Source organism: Pseudomonas panipatensis, from assembly GCF_900099785.1.
Taxonomy (GTDB): Bacteria; Pseudomonadota; Gammaproteobacteria; order Pseudomonadales; family Pseudomonadaceae; genus Pseudomonas; species Pseudomonas panipatensis.
Window position 1 is genome coordinate 449,530 of the sequence record NZ_FNDS01000001.1, and the last position, 18,982, is coordinate 468,511.

Sequence of the window (18,982 nt, forward strand, 5' to 3'; positions counted from 1 at the left end):
CGGAAACTTTGTTGTTTATAGGGAACAATCATGGGGCTGGATGATGCGCTGATCTTCACTCGCGTCGTTGAATTCCACAGCTTTACCCAGGCCGCGCAGAGCCTGGGCATGCAGAAGTCGACGGTGAGTCGGCGCATCGCACTGTTGGAAGAACGCCTCGGCGTGCGCCTGCTCAACCGCACGACGCGCAAGTTGCGCCTGACGGAGGTGGGGCAGGCCTATTACGACCGTTGCCGGCAGATCATGCTGGACTTCGCCGAGGCCGAGCAGGCTGTCATGCAGTTGCAGCAGGAGCCTTCTGGCCTGCTGCGCATCACCGCGCCCATCGAGTTCGGGCAGATGTACCTGGCCGGCGTGCTCGGCGACTTCATGCGCCTGTATCCGCAGATCACCGCCGAGGTGGAGTTGAGTTCGCGCACCGTCGATCCGCTGGAGGAGGGCGTCGATATCGCCATCACCGTCGGTCAGCCAGAGGATTCGACGCTGATCGCCAGACGCCTGCTGGTGACCAATCGCTGCCTCTGCGCCAGCCCGGAGTACCTGCGCCAGCATGGCCGGCCGCAATATGTCGAGGATCTGGCCAGGCACCGGGCAGTACTGGTGGCGCAGGACTCGCAGCGCTACTGGCCGCTGTCCAACGAAAGCGTGCCGTGCCAGCGGGTGTTGTCCTGCAACAACATCTCCTTTGCCCGCGAGGCGGTGCTGGCCGGCGCGGGGATCGCTTCGCTGCCGGAGCTCATCGTCGAGGCGGCGCTGGAGTCCGGGCGCCTGGAGCGCCTGCTTCCGGGGGTGCAGTTGCCGATCGGTGAACTTTACGCGGTCTATCCCTCGCGGCGTTTTCAGGCAATGAAGGTGAAGACCTTTCTCGACTACCTGATCCACCGCCTGCCGATCGACGAAAGCCATCGGCTGGAGCCGGGGGCGGCCCGCCTGATAACATTGCACCCATGAGCGCCGGCCCCGCCCCGCGCTGTCCACTCCGCTTTCACGAGAGCTTTCATGACCACTGTCCGCACCCGTATCGCGCCATCTCCCACCGGCGACCCGCACGTCGGCACTGCCTACATCGCGCTGTTCAACCTCTGCTTCGCCCGTCAGCACGGCGGCCAGTTCATCCTGCGTATCGAGGACACCGACCAGCTGCGCTCCACGCGCGAATCGGAACAGCAGATATTCGACGCGCTGCGCTGGCTGGGCATCGAGTGGGACGAGGGCCCGGACGTCGGTGGTCCGCACGGCCCGTACCGGCAGAGCGAGCGTGGCGCCATCTATAAGAAGTACTCCGACGAATTGGTCGAGAAAGGCCATGCCTTCCCGTGCTTCTGCTCGGCGGAGCGCCTGGACCAGATTCGCGCGCAGCAAATGGCCAACAAGGAAACCCCGCGCTACGACGGTCACTGCATGCACCTGCCCAAGGCAGAGGCCGCGCAGCGGATCGCTGCCGGCGAATCCCACGTGGTGCGCATGAAAGTGCCGACCGAAGGCGTCTGCGTGGTTCCGGACATGCTCCGCGGCGACGTCGAGATTCCGTGGGATCGCATGGACATGCAGGTGCTGATGAAGGCCGACGGCCTGCCCACCTATTTCCTGGCGAATGTGGTCGACGACCACCTGATGGGCATCACTCATGTCCTGCGCGGCGAAGAGTGGCTGCCGTCGGCGCCCAAGCTGATCAAGCTCTACGAGTACTTCGGCTGGGAGCAGCCGGTGCTCTGCTACATGCCGCTGCTGCGCAATCCGGACAAGAGCAAGCTGTCCAAGCGCAAGAACCCGACCTCGATCACCTTCTACGAGCGCATGGGCTACCTGCCGCAGGCGCTGCTCAACTACCTAGGGCGCATGGGCTGGTCGATGCCGGACGAGCGCGAGAAGTTCAGCCTGGCTGAGATGATCGAGCACTTCGACTTGTCGCGCGTCTCCCTGGGCGGGCCGATCTTCGACCTGGAGAAACTGTCCTGGTTGAATGGTCAGTGGATTCGTGAGCAGTCGGTCGAAGAATTCGCCCGGGAAGTGCAGAAGTGGGCGTTGAACCCCGAGTACCTGATGAAGATCGCCCCGCACGTGCAGGGGCGGGTGGAGAACTTCAGCCAGATCGCTCCGCTCGCCGGCTTCTTCTTCAGCGGCGGTGTGCAACTGGACGCCAAGCTGTTCGAGCACAAGAAGCTCGACGCTACCCAGGTGCGCCAGGTGTTGCAGCTGGTGCTGTGGAAGCTGGAAGCGTTGCGCCAGTGGGAGAAGGACAAGATCACCGCGTGCATCCAGGCAGTGGCTGAGCACCTTGAGCTGAAGCTGCGCGATGTCATGCCGCTGATGTTCCCGGCCATCACTGGCCAGGCTAGTTCGGTGTCCGTGCTCGATGCCATGGAAATCCTCGGGGCCGACCTGTCGCGCTATCGCTTGCGCCAGGCTCTGGAGCTGTTGGGTGGCGCCTCCAAGAAGGAAGCCAAGGAGTGGGAGAAGATCCGCGACGCCATCGGCGCCTGAGGATCGCTCCCATCGAAAGCCGGGCCTTGAGCCCGGCTTTTTCATGCGTCGGAAATGCAGGGCGTGCTTGCGGCGGCTCTATGGAATGACATGGGAAAGTCCAGGCCGGTTTCGGGGGCGTGCATAAGTGTTTGTTCTTTGAGAGAAAAAATTTAGGAAAGTCGAAAAATCTTGTTGACAGGGTAGCGCCTCGCTCTTAAGATGCGCCCCGTTCTCGCGACGAACTGAACGAACAGCGCGAAGCGAGGCAAGCGGTATAGCGGTACTTTGGGGCTATAGCTCAGCTGGGAGAGCGCTTGCATGGCATGCAAGAGGTCGACGGTTCGATCCCGTCTAGCTCCACCAAATTACCAGTAAGTCCTGCCAAGGCAGGGCTGAAAATCGAAGGTTTGCGTCCCCTTCGTCTAGTGGCCTAGGACACCGCCCTTTCACGGCGGTAACAGGGGTTCGAGTCCCCTAGGGGACGCCATTAATTCCAGCGACGATGCGTTCGCGTCGTCCGCCAGAGTCATCTGGGGCTATAGCTCAGCTGGGAGAGCGCTTGCATGGCATGCAAGAGGTCGACGGTTCGATCCCGTCTAGCTCCACCAAATCGCCAGAGTTCGCGATCCGCGGATTTCTTCGAAGGATACGTCCCCTTCGTCTAGTGGCCTAGGACACCGCCCTTTCACGGCGGTAACAGGGGTTCGAGTCCCCTAGGGGACGCCAATTTTCCCGCTCTGCGGGGCCTATAGGGTCACTCAATTTTCGAGTGGCCCTTTTGTTTTTCTAGCCTCCGAAAACTTCAGCGACCAGTGGTCGGCGTTTCTGCTTGTCAAAATTTATTACGAGCATAATATTTCGATCGTAATATTTTGATCGAGACAGGTGGTGGCAGGCGATGAGCGATAAATCCACGGCGGGCGACAAGAAGACTCAGACCCGCGAGCGAATTCTCCAGGCGGCAGCGGCGGCCCTGGTCCGGCGAGGTCCGCTCGAACCCAGTGTCAACGAGGTGATGAGTGCCGCCGGGCTGACCGTGGGAGGCTTCTATGCGCATTTCGATAGCAAGGATGCGCTGATGCTCGAGGCTTTCCGGCAAACGCTGGCGAGCCGTCGGGCGGCCTTGAAAAGCTTCGATGCCGCTACGCCGTTCAGCGAGCGGCGTGCCTTGGCTGCGGCCTTCTACCTGTCCCGCAAGCATCGCGACAGCGAAGGGCAGGGCTGTCCCCTGCCCAGTTCGCTGGCTGAGGCGGCGCAATTGCCGGAAGGCTTCCGAGAGGCGCTGGCCGAGCATATCGAGTTGATGGTCGCCGCGCTGGCGGAGCGTCCGGAGGACGCTGACCTGGTACTGGCTGACCTCGCCCTGATGGTGGGCGGACTGTCCCTGGCTCGGGCCCTGGGGCAAGGCGATCTCTCCGACCGCATCCTGCGTGCCGCAAAAAAAGCGGTGATCTGATCCCTCGATGGGAGGTACTGGCAATGAGCAGCTTGACCTGGGTCCGTGGCGTCAACGCCACCTTGGGGCGTCTGGCACCGGAATGGGCGGCGCGGCGCATGCGCGAAGTCTTCATCACCCCGCGAGCCTTGCCGCCACGCGATTGGGAGCTGCCGATGCTGGCCAGCGCCGAGCGCATCACCCTGCGCTTCGGCCTGTCCGCTTTGCGCTGGGGCGAGGGGCCGGCGGTATTGCTGATGCATGGCTGGGAGGGGCGGCCGACGCAGTTCGCTCACCTGATCCGCGAGCTGGTCGGTGCAGGCTACGCGGTAGTGGCGCTGGATGGCCCGGCCCATGGCCGCTCGCCCGGGCGTCACGCCAACCCGGTGCTGTTCGCCCGCGCGATGCTGGAGGCGGCCAGCGAGCTGCCGCCGCTGCGCGCGGTGATCGGTCACTCGATGGGTGGGGCCAGTGCGCTACTGGCTAGCCAACTGGGCTTGCGTACCGAGGCGCTGGTGACCATCGCTGCGCCGAGCCGGGTGCTTTCCGTGCTCCGCCGGTTCGCCGCGTTCATGGGGTTGCCGCGCGAGGCGCGCTATCGCTTCATCCGCCAGGTCGAACGCCTCGCCGGCATGCCGGTGAAGCAACTGGATGTCAGCCGTTACAGCCTTGATATGCCGGGGCTGGTGGTGCATGCGGAGGATGATCCGCAGGTGCCGGTGGACGAGGCGCAGGCCATTCACGCGGCCTGGCCCGGGAGCCGCCTGTTGCGTCTCCAGGCGGGCGGTCACCAGCGCGTGCTGGCTGATCCGGCGCTGAGCGACGCGGTCCTGGCGCTGCTGGAAGGCCAGGAGGTGTCGCGCGCGCGGCGCCTCGCGCTGGCTTCCTGAGCGGCGGCATTCGCCAGGAGAGGGAGCGGGAGTCGCCATGGCCCTGTAAACTGCCCGCTTCGATCAAGTGGCCGGGTCCCCGGGACCCGGCCCCAGCCTGGAGCAAGCGCATGGCTTGGGACCTGCCCACCCCCTTCGTCATCGACATTACCGTCAACGCCGAGGACATCGACGGACTCGGTCATGCCAACAATGCCGTCTATGTCAGTTGGCTCGAGCGCTGTGCCTGGCGCCATTCGCAGCGCCTGGGCCTGGACCTGGCCGAATATCGCCGGCTGGACCGGGCCATGGCGGTGTTGCGCCATGAGATCGATTACCTGGCGGCCGCCTACGAGGGCGAGCAACTGCAAATGGCCACCTGGATCGTCGAGTCCGACCAGAAACTGCGCATGGATCGCTGCTTTCAACTGGTGCGCCCGGCCGATGGCGTGACCCTGCTGCGGGCCCGCACCACCTTCGTCTGCATCGAGCTGTCCAGCGGTCGGCCCAGGCGCATGCCGGCGGCGTTCATCGAGGGCTATGGCGCCGCGCTGCTCGGCGCCGGTACTGCGCCGGCCTGACGGCTATTTGCCTGGGCGGCGGCAACCCCTAGAATTCGCCGCCTTCGACTTCGAGGTTGTCCCGCTGTGCAAATTGCCCTGGCTCCGATGGAGGGGCTGGTCGACGAGATACTCCGTGATGTGTTGACCCGCGTGGGCGGCATCGACTGGTGCGTCACCGAGTTCATCCGCGTTACCGATCGCCTGCTTCCTGCTGCCACGTACGAGAAACTCGCCCCCGAGCTGTCGCAGGGCAGTCGAACCCGAGCCGGCACGCCAATGCGCGTGCAACTGCTGGGTTCCGACCCACAATGCCTGGCGGAAAACGCGGCGTTCGCTTGCGAGCTGGGGGCGCCGGTCATCGACCTCAATTTCGGTTGCCCGGCGAAGACGGTGAATCGTTCCCGGGGCGGGGCGGTCCTGCTCAAGGAGCCGGAGCTGATGTTCGCCATCGTCGATGCCGTCCGCCGCGCGGTGCCGTCCGGGATTCCCGTGACGGCGAAGATGCGCCTGGGCTACGAGGCTCCCGATGGTGCCATGGATTGCGCCCGTGCCCTGGCCGATGGCGGTTCCGCCCATGTGGTGGTGCATGCACGGACCAAGGTCGATGGCTACAAGCCGCCGGCGCATTGGGAGTGGGTCGCGCGGGTGGCCGAGGCCGTGTCGGTGCCGGTGTTCGCCAATGGCGAGGTGTGGACCCTCGACGACTACCTGCGTTGCCGCGAAATCAGTGGTGTGGCGGACATCATGCTCGGTCGTGGTCTGGTATCGCGACCCGATCTGGCGCGGCAGATCGCCGCCTGGCGCGATGGCGCAGAGATTCGCGAGATGCCCTGGCAGGACGTCCGCGTCCTGCTCGAAGACTTCTGGCGTCAGGCTCGACGCAAGCTGGGCCCGCGTTATGCGCCGGGGCGTCTGAAGCAGTGGCTGGGCATGCTCACCCGCAGCTATCCGGAGGCGCTGGTCTTGTTCGCCGAGGTGCGCAGGGAGAGTGACTGCGAGTTGCTCGACCGCCTGGTGCTGGGGCACGGCCTGCCAGCGTGCGTGGCTGGATCGGTCGGTGAAGAGGCGCTGTGCGATCTGGGGGCTTGAAATGCTCCCAGGCGTCCTTATCTGTATCCGTGCGGGAGGCCGAAGCCGGGTCCCGCAACGGAGTCCTGCAGACAGGCTCCAGAAAAAAACTTGCTGATTTTTTCAGGAGATTCGCTATGAGCAATGCCTTTTCTCTCGCCCCGCTGTTCCGCCAGTCGATCGGTTTCGACCGTTTCAACGATCTCTTCGAGTCGGCCCTGCGCAGTGAAGCTGGTAGTTCCTACCCGCCCTATAACGTCGAGAAGCACGGCGATGACCAGTACCGCATCGTCATCGCTGCCGCAGGCCTGCAGGAAGACGATCTGGAGCTGCAAGTCGAGCGTGGTGTGCTGACCGTCAGCGGCGGCAAGCGCGAGAAAGCGGCCGAGAACGTGACTTTCCTGCACCAGGGCATCGCCCAGCGCGCGTTCAAACTGTCCTTCCGCCTTGCCGACCACATCGAGGTCCAGGGCGCATCGCTGAGGAACGGCCTGCTCAGTGTCGAGCTGGTGCGTATCGTTCCGGAAGAGGCCAAGCCCAAGCGCATCGCCATCAACGGCCAGCGCCCGGCGCTGGAAGGCTGATCAGCAGCCACTGCCAAGACCAGGGCGCCTACGGGCGCCCTGGTCGTTTCTGCGCTCAGACCACGCAGGCCATGGGCTTCACCGCCTGAGCGTCGAGCAGTGCCATGAACGCCCGCGCGGCGTTGGACAGGGTGCGTTCGGTGTGCAGGATGTAGCCGAGCTGGCGGCTCAGCTGGATATCCTGCAGCGGCAGGCGCACCACGGTGCTGTCGAGCATGGTCCTCGGCAGCACGCTCCAGGCCAGGCCGATGGAGACCATCATCTTGATGGTCTCCATGTAGTTGGTGCTCATGCCGATGTTCGGCGTCAGCCCCTCGGCTTCGAACATGCGCCGCACGATGTGGTGGGTGAAGGTATTGCCGCCGGGGAATACCGCCGGGTGCCGCGCGACGTCGGCGAGGAACACCGGGCCTTGCATGGCCAGCGGGTGTTCCGGGGCGGCGACGAAGTCCAGCGGGTCGTCCCATACCGGCACCGCACGCACCGGCTCGGCGGTTTCCGGGGCGAGGGTGATCACCGCCAGCTCGGCGCGACCATGGAGAATCTCTTCATAGGCCACTTCCGAATCGAGGAACTGGATGTCCAGGGCCACCTGCGGGTGCGCCTTGGTGAAGGCGCGCAGCAGCGGCGGCAGGCGATGCAGGCCGATGTGGTGGCTGGTGGCCAGGACCAGGCGGCCGCTGACCTCGCCATTGAGGTTGGTCAGCGCGCGGCGGGTGTCGTCCAGCACATTGAGGATCTGGTAGGCGCGTGGCAGCAGGGCGCGGCCGGCTTCGGTCAGGGTCACCTCGCGGCCGACGCGGTCGAACAGGCGCACGCCGAGCTGGCTTTCCAGGGCGGCGATGCGTTTGCTCACCGCCGGCTGGGTCAGGTGCAGGCGCTCGCCGGCCTCGGAGAAGCTGCCGGATTCGGCGATGGCGAGGAAGGTGTTGAGGCTGGTCAGGTCCATTGCAGGCTCCGGGCGCGGGCTCTTGGGTGCGGGCAATCCGCCCGTGGCGTGGTTGTTATAACTCCTCGCATTCCGCCTGGGAATGCTTTGAATAAAAAATATGAATTTGAGTTATTCAACGCAAGTCCATAGCATCATCCCCACAAGCCCAAGGGGCATAGAAAGACGCTGATGAGGACTCTCTGATGGCCGGCAAGACGCTCTACGACAAACTCTGGGAACTGCACGAGGTGAAGCGCCGCGATGATGGCTCGTCGCTGATCTACATCGATCGCCACATCCTCCACGAAGTGACCTCGCCGCAAGCCTTCGAAGGCCTGCGCCTGGCCGGCCGCAAGCCGTGGCGGATCGACGCCAACATCGCCACCCCGGACCACAACGTGCCGACCACCCAGGCCGAGCGCAAGGGCGGTCTCGAAGCCATCGCCGACGAAGTCTCGCGCATCCAGGTCAAGACCCTGGACGAGAACTGCGACGACTTCGGCATCCTCGAATTCAAGATGAACGACGTGCGCCAGGGCATCGTCCACGTGGTCGGCCCGGAGCAGGGCGCGACCCTGCCGGGCATGACCGTGGTCTGCGGCGACTCGCACACCTCCACCCATGGCGCCTTCGGTGCGCTGGCCCACGGCATCGGCACCTCCGAGGTCGAGCACGTGCTCGCCACCCAGTGCCTGGTCGCCAAGAAGATGAAGAACATGCAGGTGCGCGTGGAGGGCAAGCTGCCCTTCGGCGTGACCGCCAAGGACATCGTCCTCGCAGTGATCGGCAAGATCGGCACCGCCGGCGGCAACGGCCATGCCCTGGAATTCGCCGGCAGTGCCATCCGCGAGCTGTCCATGGAAGGCCGCATGACCATCTGCAACATGTCCATCGAAGCCGGTGCCCGCGTCGGCATGGTGGCCTGCGACGAGAAGACCGTCGAGTACGTCAAGGGTCGTCCGTTCGCGCCGCAAGGCGCCGACTGGGACAAGGCCGTGGCGGCCTGGAAAGACCTGGTTTCCGATGCTGATGCGCACTTCGACACCATCGTCGAACTGCGTGCCGAGGACATCAAGCCGCAGGTCAGCTGGGGCACTTCGCCGGAAATGGTCCTGGCCGTCGACCAGAAGGTTCCGGACCCGGCTGCCGAAGCCGATCCGGTCAAGCGTGACTCCATCGTCCGCGCGCTCAAGTACATGGGCCTGAACGCCAACCAGGCGATCACCGACATTCAGCTCGACCGCGTGTTCATCGGCTCCTGCACCAACTCGCGCATCGAAGACCTGCGCGCCGCCGCCGCCGTGGCCAAGGGCCGCAAGGTCGCCGCCAGCGTCAAGCAGGCGCTGGTGGTGCCGGGCTCGGGCCTGGTCAAGGCGCAAGCCGAGCGCGAAGGCCTGGACAAGATCTTCATCGAGGCCGGCTTCGAGTGGCGTGAACCGGGCTGCTCCATGTGCCTGGCGATGAACCCGGACCGCCTGGAGAGCGGCGAACATTGCGCGTCGACCTCCAACCGCAACTTCGAAGGCCGCCAGGGCGCCGGTGGTCGTACCCACCTGGTCAGCCCGGCGATGGCCGCCGCCGCCGCGGTGACCGGTCGTTTCATCGATGTCCGTGAATTGATGCAGGCCTGAGGAGACCGAACATGAAAGCCTTTACCCAACACACCGGTCTGGTCGCGCCGCTCGATCGCGCCAACGTCGACACCGATCAGATCATTCCCAAGCAGTTCCTCAAGTCGATCAAACGCACCGGCTTCGGCCCCAACCTGTTCGACGAGTGGCGTTACCTGGATGTCGGCCAGCCGAACCAGGATAACTCGACGCGTCCGCTGAATCGCGACTTCGTGCTGAACTTCCCGCGCTACCAGGGCGCCAGCGTGCTCCTGGCGCGCGAGAACTTCGGTTGCGGTTCCTCCCGCGAGCACGCGCCCTGGGCGCTGGACGAGTACGGTTTCCGCGCGGTGATCGCGCCGAGCTTCGCTGACATCTTCTTCAACAACAGCTTCAAGAACGGCCTGCTGCCGATCATCCTGAAAGACGAAGAAGTCGACGAGTTGTTCCAGCAGTGCGAGGCCAGCGAAGGCTACCAACTGACTGTCGATCTGGCGGCGCAGACCGTGACGCGCCCGGACGGCAAGCAGTATGGCTTCGAGGTGGACGCCTTCCGCAAGCACTGCCTGCTCAACGGGCTCGACGATATCGGCCTGACCCTGCAGGACGCCGACGCCATTCGTGCCTTCGAAAGCGGCTACCGGCAGCGTCAACCCTGGTTGTTCCGCGACGCCTGACCCCCAGGGCCTCGATCGGCGAGGCCCACTCCCACAAAGGAAATACGCCATGACCGAGAGTCGTCACGAGCAGGTGGTCCAGCGCCAATTCGGCGCTCAGGCTTCCGCCTATCTGAGCAGTGCCGTGCATGCCCAGGGTGAGGAATTCGCCCAGTTGCGCGAGCGACTGTCGGCGACTGCCGGTGCGCGTGTGCTGGACCTCGGTTGTGGGGCGGGGCACGTCAGCTTCCAGGTCGCGCCGTTGGCCGGCGAAGTGGTGGCTTACGATCTTTCCGCCGAGATGCTCGATGTGGTCGCCTCGGCGGCCGCCGAACGCGGCCTGGGCAACATCCGCACCGAGCGTGGCGCGGCGGAAAGCCTGGCGTTTGCCGATGGCGAGTTCGACTTCGTCTTCAGCCGCTATTCGACGCACCACTGGCGCGATGTCGGCCAGGCTCTGCGTGAAGTGCGCCGGGTGCTCAAGCCGGGCGGTGCGGCCTGCTTCATCGATGTCGCCGCGCCGGGCCTGCCGCTGCTGGATACCTATCTGCAGACGGTCGAGGTGCTGCGCGATACCAGTCACGTGCGCGACTATTCGCCCGCCGAATGGGCGCGCCTGATCGGCGAAGCCGGGCTGGTCTTCGAGAGTGGCAAGCGTCAACGCCTGCGCCTGGAGTTCAGCTCCTGGGTCGAGCGCATGCGCACCCCCGAGGTCATGCGTCAGGCCATTCGCGCCCTGCAGCTTTCCGTGGGCGCCGAGGTGCGCGACTATTTCGAAATTGCCGAGGATGGCTCCTTCAGTACCGACGTGCTGGTGCTCTGGGCCTCTAATTGATGGGCTGCCGATCGCGGGTTTCAGGGCTGAGCCTGAAACCCGCGATCGGCAGTTTTAGCTATTTGTGAAGGAAACGATGATGAGCAAACAGATTCTGGTTCTCCCCGGCGATGGTATCGGCCCGGAAATCATGGCCGAAGCGATCAAGGTGCTGGAGCTGGCCAACGACAAGTTCCAGCTCGGCTTCGAGCTGAGCCACGACGTCATCGGCGGCGCGGCCATCGACAAGCACGGCGTACCGCTGGCCGACGAGACCCTGGAGCGCGCGCGCAAGGCTGACGCCGTGCTGCTGGGCGCCGTGGGTGGCCCGAAGTGGGACAAGATCGAGCGTGACATTCGCCCGGAGCGCGGCCTGCTGAAGATCCGCTCGCAACTGGGCCTGTTCGCCAACCTGCGTCCGGCGATCCTCTATCCGCAACTGGCCGGCGCTTCCAGCCTGAAGCCGGAAATCGTCGCGGGCTTGGACATCCTCATCGTTCGCGAACTGACCGGCGGCATCTATTTCGGCGCCCCCCGCGGCACCCGCGAGCTGGATAACGGCGAGCGCCAGTCCTACGACACCCTGCCGTACAGCGAGAGCGAAATCCGGCGCATCGCCCGCGTCGGCTTCGACATGGCTCGCGTGCGCAACAAGAAGCTGTGCTCGGTGGACAAGGCCAACGTCCTGGCCTCCAGCCAGCTGTGGCGCGAGATCGTCGAAGAGGTGGCCAAGGACTACCCGGACGTCGAACTCAGCCATATGTATGTCGACAACGCTGCCATGCAGCTGGTGCGCGCACCCAAGCAGTTCGACGTGATGGTCACCGACAACATGTTCGGCGACATCCTGTCGGATGAGGCTTCCATGCTCACCGGTTCCATCGGCATGCTGCCGTCCGCGTCGCTGGATGCGAACAACAAGGGTATGTACGAGCCCTGCCACGGTTCGGCGCCGGACATCGCCGGCCAGGGCATCGCCAACCCGCTGGCGACCATCCTCTCGGTGTCGATGATGCTGCGTTACAGCTTCAACCAGGGCGCCGCCGCCGCAGCCATCGAGAAAGCCGTGAGCCAGGTCCTCGACCAAGGCCTGCGCACCGGCGACATCTGGTCCGACGGCTGCAAGAAAGTCGGAACCCGCGAAATGGGCGATGCGGTAGTCGCCGCGCTGCGGAATCTGTAATCTCTCCGGTTCGCCCGCCCCAGGGCCCTGAACGCAACAGGCTGGGGCGGCGGTCCACTACTTATTCGAAGGTGTAGTAGCGATGAAGCGTGTAGGTCTTATCGGTTGGCGTGGCATGGTGGGTTCGGTGCTCATGCAGCGCATGCTGGAGGAGCGGGACTTCGACCTGATCGAGCCGGTCTTCTTCACCACTTCCAACGTCGGTGGCGAAGGTCCGTCCATTGGCAAGGAAATCGCCACCCTCAAGGACGCCTACAGCATCGAGGAACTCAAGACCCTCGACGTCATCCTGACCTGCCAAGGCGGGGACTACACCAACGAAGTCTTCCCCAAGCTGCGTGAAGCCGGCTGGCAGGGCTACTGGATCGACGCCGCCTCCAGCCTGCGCATGCAGGATGACGCGGTGATCGTCCTCGACCCGGTGAACCGCAAGGTCATCGACCACTCGCTGGACGCCGGCACCAAGAACTACATCGGCGGCAACTGCACCGTCAGCCTGATGCTGATGGCCCTCGGCGGCCTGTTCGAGGCCGGTCTGGTCGAGTGGATGAGCGCCATGACCTATCAGGCGGCCTCCGGCGCCGGCGCGCAGAACATGCGCGAGCTGATCAAGCAGATGGGCGCCATCAATGCCTCCGTCGCCGATGACCTGGCCAATCCGTCCAGCGCCATCCTCGACATCGATCGCAAGGTCGCCGAGAGCATTCGCAGCGAAGGCTTCCCCACCGAGAACTTCGGCGCCCCGCTGGCCGGCAGCCTGATCCCGTGGATCGACAAGGAACTGCCGAACGGCCAGAGCCGCGAAGAGTGGAAGGGCCAGGCCGAGACCAACAAGATCCTCGGTCGCTTCAAGAGCCCGATCCCGGTGGACGGCATCTGCGTGCGCATCGGCGCCATGCGCTGCCACAGCCAGGCGCTGACCATCAAGCTGAACAAAGATGTGCCGATGGCCGACATCGAGGGCCTGATCAGCCAGCACAATCCCTGGGTCAAGCTGATCCCCAACCAGCGCGAACTCAGCATGCGCGAGCTGACGCCAGCTGCCGTCACCGGCACCCTGAGCGTTCCGGTCGGCCGTCTGCGCAAGCTGAACATGGGCTCGCAGTACCTCGGCGCCTTCACTGTCGGCGACCAGTTGCTGTGGGGCGCGGCCGAGCCGCTGCGACGCATGCTGCGTATCCTGCTGGAGCGTTGATCGCCTCCTCCCCGCTCAAGACGCCGGCCCAGTGCCGGCGTCTTGCTTTATGGGGCCGGGCGAAAGCGTCGAACACTCGACAGAATGGAGATCGCGCCGCCACCTTCGCTGCTTTCTGTGACGGACCCGGACTTGACGTCCAGGACGACTCGCTATTCTCGCCGGCCCGGCCCGATCAGGCCGGGTCCGATGGGCTGGGGCCGTCGGAGGGAGTATTCGATAGCAGGGGAAGGGGATGTCTCGGTTTTCACGTTTCACACGGATCGCCGCCATTGCCGCGGCATTCTTGCCGGCCGGCGCCAGTGCCTTGGAACTGGGCGAGATTTCCTCGCGGGCGCAATTGGGGCAGACGCTGACGGCAGATATCGACCTGCGCGGCGTGGCGGATCTGAGCAGCGGCGATGTGCTGGTCAGCCTGGCGCCACAGCAGGTGTTCGATCAGTTGGGCATCGAGCGTAACTATTTCCTCACCGGCCTGCGCTTTAGCGCGGAAATCGGTCGCAACGGCAAGGGAGTGATCCATGTCCAGTCGACGCGTCCGGCGCAGGAGCCCTATCTGAGTTTCGCCATTCAGGTGACCTGGCCGCAGGGCCGGGTGGTGCGCGAATACACCCTGCTGCTGGACCCGCCCGGCTACGCGACGCCGGCGCCGGCTAGGGTTTCGCCGGCTGTGATTGCAGCGCCCGTGCGGCAGGTTGCCGACGGGCCGCATGCGGAGGCGGCACGGGCGGACAGCTACCGCATCGTGGCGGGGGACTCGCTGTGGGATATCGCTGCGCGCTACCGGCCCTCCAGTCGGGTCTCGGTGATGCAGACCATGCAGGCGATCCAGGACATGAACCCGCAGGCCTTCATCGACGGCAACGCCAATCAGCCCAAAGTTGGCGCCGTGTTGCGCCTGCCCGACGAGCAGCAGGCAGCGGCGCGTGGGCATGCCCAGGCGGTCGCGCGGATGCAGGCGCAGGGTAGCCAGCGGCGTGGCGAGCGCCGGCAGTTGGACGCGTCGAGAAAGTCAGCGCCCGCGGCCGCGCCGGTCGAGGTGAGCAGGCCCGACAGCCTGCGCCTGGTGTCCGGCAAGGCATCCGGCAAGGCGCAGGAGAGAGCCGATGCCGAGCGCTTGGCGATGCTCCAGGAGAATCTCGACAGCGCTCACCGGGAAGGCGACGAGCTGAAGAGCCGGATTGCCGATCTGCAGAGCCAACTGGACAAGCTGAACAAGCTGGTCGAACTCAAGGATGCGCAGATGGCCGGCCTGGTGGCGCGGCTGGCCGCGCAGTCGCGCCAGACCGGCGGGGTAGTGGCCCCGGAGCAGCCGGCAGCGCCCGCCATCGCTGAAAACGGCGCGCTTGCCGTGCCCGCCGAGGTGGCGCGCAGCACGCCATGAATCATGGCCTTGGGCCAGGCTGTGTAGCGGTGCGCGGCGCCGATTGCCTGGAGAGGGAAGGGGGCAGTAAAGTGCGTCGCCTGTTTCCTTCTAGCGCATGGGTTTGCTGATGTCCGTCGACGTTGCTGTAGTAGGTGCCACCGGTCTGGTTGGCGAAGCCTTGGTCGAGTTGCTGGACGAGTGCGATTTCCCGCTGGGCAATCTGCATCTGCTGGCCAGTGGTGAGTCCGCCGGCAAGTCGGTGCCATTCCGCGGGCGCAATCTGCGGGTCCGCGATCTGGCCGGTTTCGATTTCTCCAGTGTGCGCCTGGCGTTCTTCGCCGCTGGCGCCGACGTCGTGCGTGAGCACGCGCCGCGCGCAACGGCCGCGGGCTGCAGTCTGGTCGATCTGAGCGGTTCAGTGGCGGGGCCGCTGCTGCTGCCGGCACTGGAAGCGGGCGCGGTGGCGGCTCTGACGCTACCGGCGCAACTGCGCGCGCCCTGCGCGCCGGCCGCGGAAGTCGCCGAAGTGCTGGCCGCGCTGAGTCCGTTGCTGGATATCCAGCGCCTCGCCGTCACGGCCTGCCTGTCGGCATCGCAGCTTGGCCGTGAAGGCATCCAGGAACTGGCCCGGCAAACCACGGAGCTGCTCAACGCCCGTCCCGTCGAACCGCGTCTCATCGATCGGCAATATGCTTTCAATATGCTGGGCCAGGTCGGTGCCGCCGATGCCTCCGGGCATACCGCCATCGAGCGCCGCCTGCATGACGAACTGGGCGAACTCTTCCCGCAGTTGAAGGGGCAATTGCAGGTCAGTTGCCTGCTGGCTCCGGTGTTCTTCGGCGATGCGCTGAACCTGAGCCTTCGCGCCGTCGCGCCGATCGATCTCGAGGCTGTGTGCGCGGCCTTGGAGAATGCCGAGGGGATCGAGCTGGTGGAGGATGATTATCCGACCGTGATCGGCGACGCCTTGGGGCAGGAGAGAATCTATGTCGGACGGGTGCGGAAGGGGCTTGGCGACCCCTGTGAACTCAATTTGTGGATTGCGTCTGATAATGTGCGCAAAGGTTCCGCGCTAAACGCTGTGAACTTGGGCGCATTGTTGATAAAACACTATCTGTAAAAGATACTTAACGACTATTTGAAGAAGTATTCTAGCTTGGCAATACTGGCGTGATCGGGTGCGGGCAGGGGGAGTTTTCGGCGTCATTGGCGCCGGGAGCCGCGGGCAGCAGCCACCCGATTCAGTTCGCGAGAATCCAGAAGAGCTATTAAAAGAAGGGATTAGATTATGGTCCGGCTTCGTAAACTGGTGCAGGCAATCGCGGCTGCGTCGGCATTGACCACGGGGATGGCGCATGCGCTGGGGTTGGGGGACATCCACCTGCACTCGGCGCTTAACCAGCCGCTGAATGCCGACATCGACCTGACGGACGTCCGTGACCTCTCCGCCGGCGAGATTATTCCCAAGCTGGCGTCGCCCGAGGACTTCAGCAAGTCAGGCGTCGATCGCAATTATTTCCTGAGCGGGCTCAAGTTCACCGCTGTGGTGCAGCCCAACGGCAAGAGCGTGGTCCATGTGACCTCTGACAAGCCGGTACAGGAGCCGTACCTGAACTTCCTCGTGGAAGTGCTCTGGCCGAATGGCCGACTGCTCCGCGAATACACCATTCTCCTCGATCCGCCGTTGTATTCCCCGCAAGTGGCAGCCGCCGCCGCACCGCGCGCGCCGATTGCCACGCCAGCGCCCATCGCGCGCCAGCCGCTGGCGCCGAGCCCGGTCGCCGAACCGCGCCCGAGCCCCGCTCCGGCTCCCGCTCCGACGGCCTCTCAGCGCCGCCTGGACGGTAACCAGTACCGCACCGGTTCCCGCGATACGCTCTGGGAGATCGCCGCGCGTGCGCGCCCGGACAGCAATACGACGGTCAATCAGACCATGTTGGCGATCCAGGATCTCAATCCGGATGCCTTCGTCGACGGCAATATCAATCGCCTGAAGAGTGGCCAGGTGCTGCGTCTTCCCGATGCCGAGCAGGTCAAGAGTCGCTCGCCGGCCGAGGCGGATACCCAGGTTCAGCAACAGCGCACGGCCTGGCGCGAAGGGCGTAGCCTGCCCAGCGCGGGGGCCCGCCAGCTCGACGCCACCCAGCGCGGCAATGCCGGCGCTGCGCCGGCGGAAGTCGAAAGCAAGGACAGCCTGCGCCTGGTCTCCGGCGAAAACGGCAAGGGCAAGGGTGGCGACAAGGGCGCGAAGAACGGCAAAGCGCTCTCCGAGAAGTTGGCGGTTACCCAGGAAAGCCTGGACAGTACCCGCCGCGAGAATGACGAACTGCAGAGCCGCATGCAGGATCTGCAGAGCCAGTTGAGCAAACTGAACAAGCTGATCGAGCTGAAAGATGCGCAACTGGCCAAGTTGCAAGGCGATCTGTCCGGCAAGCCGGCCGCGGCTGCCGCGCCTGGCGCCGCGCCAGCGGCTCCCGCGACCACCGCTCCGGCTCAGCCGGCTGCGCCCGCGCAGCCCGTCGCCAGTGCCCCGGTGACGCCGGCTGCAGCCACGCCTGCTCCAACTGCTGCTCCAGCTCCGGCCCAGCCGGCGCCGACCGCAGCAAAACCTGCCGCCGCGCCACAAGTGGCAAGCGAGCCGGGCCTGCTGGAGCAACTCCTGGCCAACCCGACGATGCTGGCCGCCGTTGGCGGCAGCCTGGTCCTGGCGCTGTTGCTGGTCCTCCTCCTGCTGCGTCGTCGCGCCGCCCAGGCCGATGCCGCCAAAGACAGCGATGGCGCTCGCGAGCCGGCGCTGGATGAGCCGCTCGAACTCGCCAGTGAAGAATTCGACAGCCTGAGCGTCAGCCCGAGCGATGAGCTGGCGGCGCCGACTGCGAGCGCCACCGAAAAGGTGTCCGCGCAGACCAGCGATCCGCTGGGCGAGGCGGATATCTATATCGCTTACGGTCGCTTCAATCAGGCGGCTGAACTCCTGCAAGGCGCCATCTATGACGAGCCGCAGCGCACCGACCTGCGTCTCAAACTGATGGAAGTGCATGCCGAAATCGGCGACCGCGAAGGCTTCGCCCGCCAGGAGAACGAGCTGCGCGAGATCGGTGGTGCCGAGCCGCAAGTCGAACAGCTCAAGGCGCGCTATCCGAGCATGGTCGCCGTTGCCGCCGCCGTTGGCGGTATCGCAGCGGCCGCTGCCGTGGCAGATGAGCTGGATTCGTTCAGCCTCGACGACCTGGATCTGGACAAGGATCACGCCGCTCCGGCCGCTCACCACGCCACGACGTCGTTGGCCGGTGGCGATCTGGACGACGCTTTCGATCTCGGTCTGGATGACCTGCAGCTGGAAGACGAGACGCCGGCGCCGACGCCAGCCCCGGCGCCCGCGGCAGCGGTCAAGGACGACACGGAGCTGTCCCTGGAAGACTTCGATCTCGACGCCGAGCTGGCGCTGGACGATCACGCCGACGTCGCTGCCACGCCGAAGAGCGACGACGACTTTGCCTTTGACCTCGATCTGGATAGCGAGCTGGCCAAGGCCGAAGAGCCGAAGCTGGGCAGCGATCTGGGCGAATTCTCCCTGGACTTGCCGGCTGAGCCGGAGGCCACGGCAGGCAAGGACGAGGAGTTCCTGCTCGACCTGGCCGACGACCATGCCGAGCTCTCCGGTATCAGCGCCGACGACTTCTCCTTCGACCTGGATGCCGAGCATGAAACGCAGCCGGCGTTGCAGCCCGAGCCGCTGGCCAAGGCCGATGAGCTGCCGGATCACTTCGATCTGTCGCTGCCGGAAGATGAGGCCCCGGCCGCCCCGGTATCCAGCGACAGCTTCGCCGCGCAATTGGATGAGGTGAGCGCCGAGCTGGATCGACTGGCCAGCAACCTCGACGAGCCGAGCAGTTCGACCGCTCCCTTGTTCGCCGAACCGGCTGGCGGCTCCTCTTCGCTGGACGAGGGCGAGGACGACGACTTCGATTTCCTTTCCGGTGCCGACGAAGCAGCGACCAAGCTGGACCTGGCCCGCGCCTACATCGACATGGGCGATACCGAAGGCGCGCGCGATATCCTCGACGAGGTGATCGGCGAGGGCAGCGATACTCAGCAGAAGGAAGCGCGCGAGCTGCTCGAACGCCTTTCCTGAGCCTGATGGCAATGACGCAGCGGCAGCCTTCGGGCTGCCGTTGTCGTTTTCGCCGCCGGGGTTCACCGCCGAGAGGCGCAACGCGGCGTCGCGGCGTCGCGCCAATC

16 protein-coding genes and 4 tRNA genes are annotated in these 18,982 nt (G+C 65.1%); 19 read left to right on the forward strand and 1 reads right to left on the reverse strand.

Features of this window, described 5'->3' with window-relative positions; translation table 11 throughout:
* The first annotated feature begins 30 nt into the window (after positions 1-30).
* The 11 genes from BLQ74_RS02145 (at position 31) to BLQ74_RS02195 (ending at position 6,985) form a co-directional block, all read left to right on the forward strand.
* Positions 31-951, forward strand: coding sequence for a LysR family transcriptional regulator (locus BLQ74_RS02145; protein ID WP_090260385.1), 921 nt, complete (start codon positions 31-33; stop codon positions 949-951).
* A gap of 48 nt (positions 952-999) precedes the next feature.
* Positions 1,000-2,484 carry a glutamate--tRNA ligase gene (gene gltX / locus BLQ74_RS02150; protein WP_090260387.1) on the forward strand — a complete coding sequence of 495 codons (1,485 nt, stop codon included), beginning with the start codon at positions 1,000-1,002 and terminating at the stop codon, positions 2,482-2,484.
* A 269-nt stretch (positions 2,485-2,753) separates the two neighbouring features.
* Positions 2,754-2,829 (forward strand) — tRNA-Ala (locus BLQ74_RS02155).
* 48 nt (positions 2,830-2,877) lie between these two features.
* Positions 2,878-2,953, forward strand: a tRNA-Glu gene (locus BLQ74_RS02160).
* A gap of 45 nt (positions 2,954-2,998) precedes the next feature.
* Positions 2,999-3,074 (forward strand) — tRNA-Ala (locus BLQ74_RS02165).
* Positions 3,075-3,116: 42 nt separating this feature from the next.
* Positions 3,117-3,192: transfer RNA gene (locus BLQ74_RS02170), tRNA-Glu, on the forward strand.
* A 172-nt stretch (positions 3,193-3,364) separates the two neighbouring features.
* Positions 3,365-3,922: a TetR/AcrR family transcriptional regulator gene (locus BLQ74_RS02175; RefSeq protein ID WP_090260390.1), complete on the forward strand. Its 558-nt coding sequence runs from the start codon at positions 3,365-3,367 to the stop codon at positions 3,920-3,922.
* Between the two features lie 23 nt (positions 3,923-3,945).
* Complete coding sequence (locus BLQ74_RS02180; protein WP_090260391.1) at positions 3,946-4,791, forward strand: alpha/beta fold hydrolase; 846 nt, start codon at positions 3,946-3,948, stop codon at positions 4,789-4,791.
* 110 nt (positions 4,792-4,901) lie between these two features.
* Positions 4,902-5,351, forward strand: a complete 450-nt coding sequence (locus BLQ74_RS02185) for an acyl-CoA thioesterase (RefSeq protein ID WP_090260394.1) — start codon at positions 4,902-4,904, stop codon at positions 5,349-5,351.
* 66 nt (positions 5,352-5,417) lie between these two features.
* Positions 5,418-6,422, forward strand: coding sequence for a tRNA dihydrouridine synthase (locus BLQ74_RS02190; protein WP_090260396.1), 1,005 nt, complete (start codon positions 5,418-5,420; stop codon positions 6,420-6,422).
* A 116-nt stretch (positions 6,423-6,538) separates the two neighbouring features.
* Complete coding sequence (locus tag BLQ74_RS02195; RefSeq protein WP_090260398.1) at positions 6,539-6,985, forward strand: Hsp20 family protein; 447 nt, start codon at positions 6,539-6,541, stop codon at positions 6,983-6,985.
* 55 nt (positions 6,986-7,040) lie between these two features.
* On the opposite strand, the gene BLQ74_RS02200 is transcribed toward BLQ74_RS02195, so the two are convergent.
* On the reverse strand, positions 7,041-7,934 hold the full coding sequence (locus BLQ74_RS02200) for a LysR family transcriptional regulator (RefSeq protein WP_090260401.1): 894 nt from the start codon (positions 7,932-7,934) through the stop codon (positions 7,041-7,043).
* Between the two features lie 185 nt (positions 7,935-8,119).
* On the opposite strand from BLQ74_RS02200, the gene leuC reads away from it, so the two are divergent.
* The 8 genes from leuC to BLQ74_RS02240 all read left to right on the forward strand — a co-directional run bounded on the left by leuC (position 8,120) and on the right by BLQ74_RS02240 (position 18,875).
* Complete coding sequence (leuC, locus tag BLQ74_RS02205; protein ID WP_090260403.1) at positions 8,120-9,547, forward strand: 3-isopropylmalate dehydratase large subunit; 1,428 nt, start codon at positions 8,120-8,122, stop codon at positions 9,545-9,547.
* An 11-nt stretch (positions 9,548-9,558) separates the two neighbouring features.
* Positions 9,559-10,203 (forward strand): 3-isopropylmalate dehydratase small subunit, encoded by a 645-nt coding sequence (leuD, locus tag BLQ74_RS02210; RefSeq protein ID WP_090260405.1) that lies wholly within the window; start codon positions 9,559-9,561, stop codon positions 10,201-10,203.
* 49 nt (positions 10,204-10,252) lie between these two features.
* A complete protein-coding gene (locus tag BLQ74_RS02215; RefSeq protein WP_090260408.1) occupies positions 10,253-11,017 on the forward strand; it encodes a class I SAM-dependent methyltransferase in 765 nt (254 codons plus the stop codon).
* Between the two features lie 79 nt (positions 11,018-11,096).
* Positions 11,097-12,179 carry a 3-isopropylmalate dehydrogenase gene (leuB, locus tag BLQ74_RS02220; RefSeq protein ID WP_090260410.1) on the forward strand — a complete coding sequence of 361 codons (1,083 nt, stop codon included), beginning with the start codon at positions 11,097-11,099 and terminating at the stop codon, positions 12,177-12,179.
* A gap of 82 nt (positions 12,180-12,261) precedes the next feature.
* Positions 12,262-13,374 (forward strand): aspartate-semialdehyde dehydrogenase, encoded by a 1,113-nt coding sequence (gene asd / locus BLQ74_RS02225; protein ID WP_090260412.1) that lies wholly within the window; start codon positions 12,262-12,264, stop codon positions 13,372-13,374.
* Positions 13,375-13,609: 235 nt separating this feature from the next.
* Entirely contained in the window at positions 13,610-14,758 is a 1,149-nt protein-coding gene (locus BLQ74_RS02230; RefSeq protein WP_090260415.1) for a type IV pilus assembly protein FimV, read from the forward strand.
* A gap of 103 nt (positions 14,759-14,861) precedes the next feature.
* Positions 14,862-15,860 (forward strand): aspartate-semialdehyde dehydrogenase, encoded by a 999-nt coding sequence (locus BLQ74_RS02235; RefSeq protein WP_090261161.1) that lies wholly within the window; start codon positions 14,862-14,864, stop codon positions 15,858-15,860.
* A gap of 168 nt (positions 15,861-16,028) precedes the next feature.
* Complete coding sequence (locus tag BLQ74_RS02240; protein ID WP_090260417.1) at positions 16,029-18,875, forward strand: motility hub landmark protein FimV; 2,847 nt, start codon at positions 16,029-16,031, stop codon at positions 18,873-18,875.
* Positions 18,876-18,982: the final 107 nt, after the last annotated feature.

What these genes read in the sequence shown, in the direction of transcription:
- leuD (WP_090260405.1), top strand. Translation starts at nt 9,559, where the DNA reads ATGAAAGCCTTTACCCAACACACCGGTCTGGTCGCGCCGCTCGATCGC.
- BLQ74_RS02200 (WP_090260401.1), bottom strand. Translation starts at nt 7,934, where the DNA reads ATGGACCTGACCAGCCTCAACACCTTCCTCGCCATCGCCGAATCCGGC.
- BLQ74_RS02215 (WP_090260408.1), top strand. Translation starts at nt 10,253, where the DNA reads ATGACCGAGAGTCGTCACGAGCAGGTGGTCCAGCGCCAATTCGGCGCT.
- BLQ74_RS02145 (WP_090260385.1), top strand. Translation starts at nt 31, where the DNA reads ATGGGGCTGGATGATGCGCTGATCTTCACTCGCGTCGTTGAATTCCAC.
- BLQ74_RS02230 (WP_090260415.1), top strand. Translation starts at nt 13,610, where the DNA reads ATGTCTCGGTTTTCACGTTTCACACGGATCGCCGCCATTGCCGCGGCA.
- leuC (WP_090260403.1), top strand. Translation starts at nt 8,120, where the DNA reads ATGGCCGGCAAGACGCTCTACGACAAACTCTGGGAACTGCACGAGGTG.
- BLQ74_RS02175 (WP_090260390.1), top strand. Translation starts at nt 3,365, where the DNA reads ATGAGCGATAAATCCACGGCGGGCGACAAGAAGACTCAGACCCGCGAG.
- BLQ74_RS02185 (WP_090260394.1), top strand. Translation starts at nt 4,902, where the DNA reads ATGGCTTGGGACCTGCCCACCCCCTTCGTCATCGACATTACCGTCAAC.
- asd (WP_090260412.1), top strand. Translation starts at nt 12,262, where the DNA reads ATGAAGCGTGTAGGTCTTATCGGTTGGCGTGGCATGGTGGGTTCGGTG.
- gltX (WP_090260387.1), top strand. Translation starts at nt 1,000, where the DNA reads ATGACCACTGTCCGCACCCGTATCGCGCCATCTCCCACCGGCGACCCG.
- BLQ74_RS02240 (WP_090260417.1), top strand. Translation starts at nt 16,029, where the DNA reads ATGGTCCGGCTTCGTAAACTGGTGCAGGCAATCGCGGCTGCGTCGGCA.
- leuB (WP_090260410.1), top strand. Translation starts at nt 11,097, where the DNA reads ATGAGCAAACAGATTCTGGTTCTCCCCGGCGATGGTATCGGCCCGGAA.
- BLQ74_RS02195 (WP_090260398.1), top strand. Translation starts at nt 6,539, where the DNA reads ATGAGCAATGCCTTTTCTCTCGCCCCGCTGTTCCGCCAGTCGATCGGT.
- BLQ74_RS02180 (WP_090260391.1), top strand. Translation starts at nt 3,946, where the DNA reads ATGAGCAGCTTGACCTGGGTCCGTGGCGTCAACGCCACCTTGGGGCGT.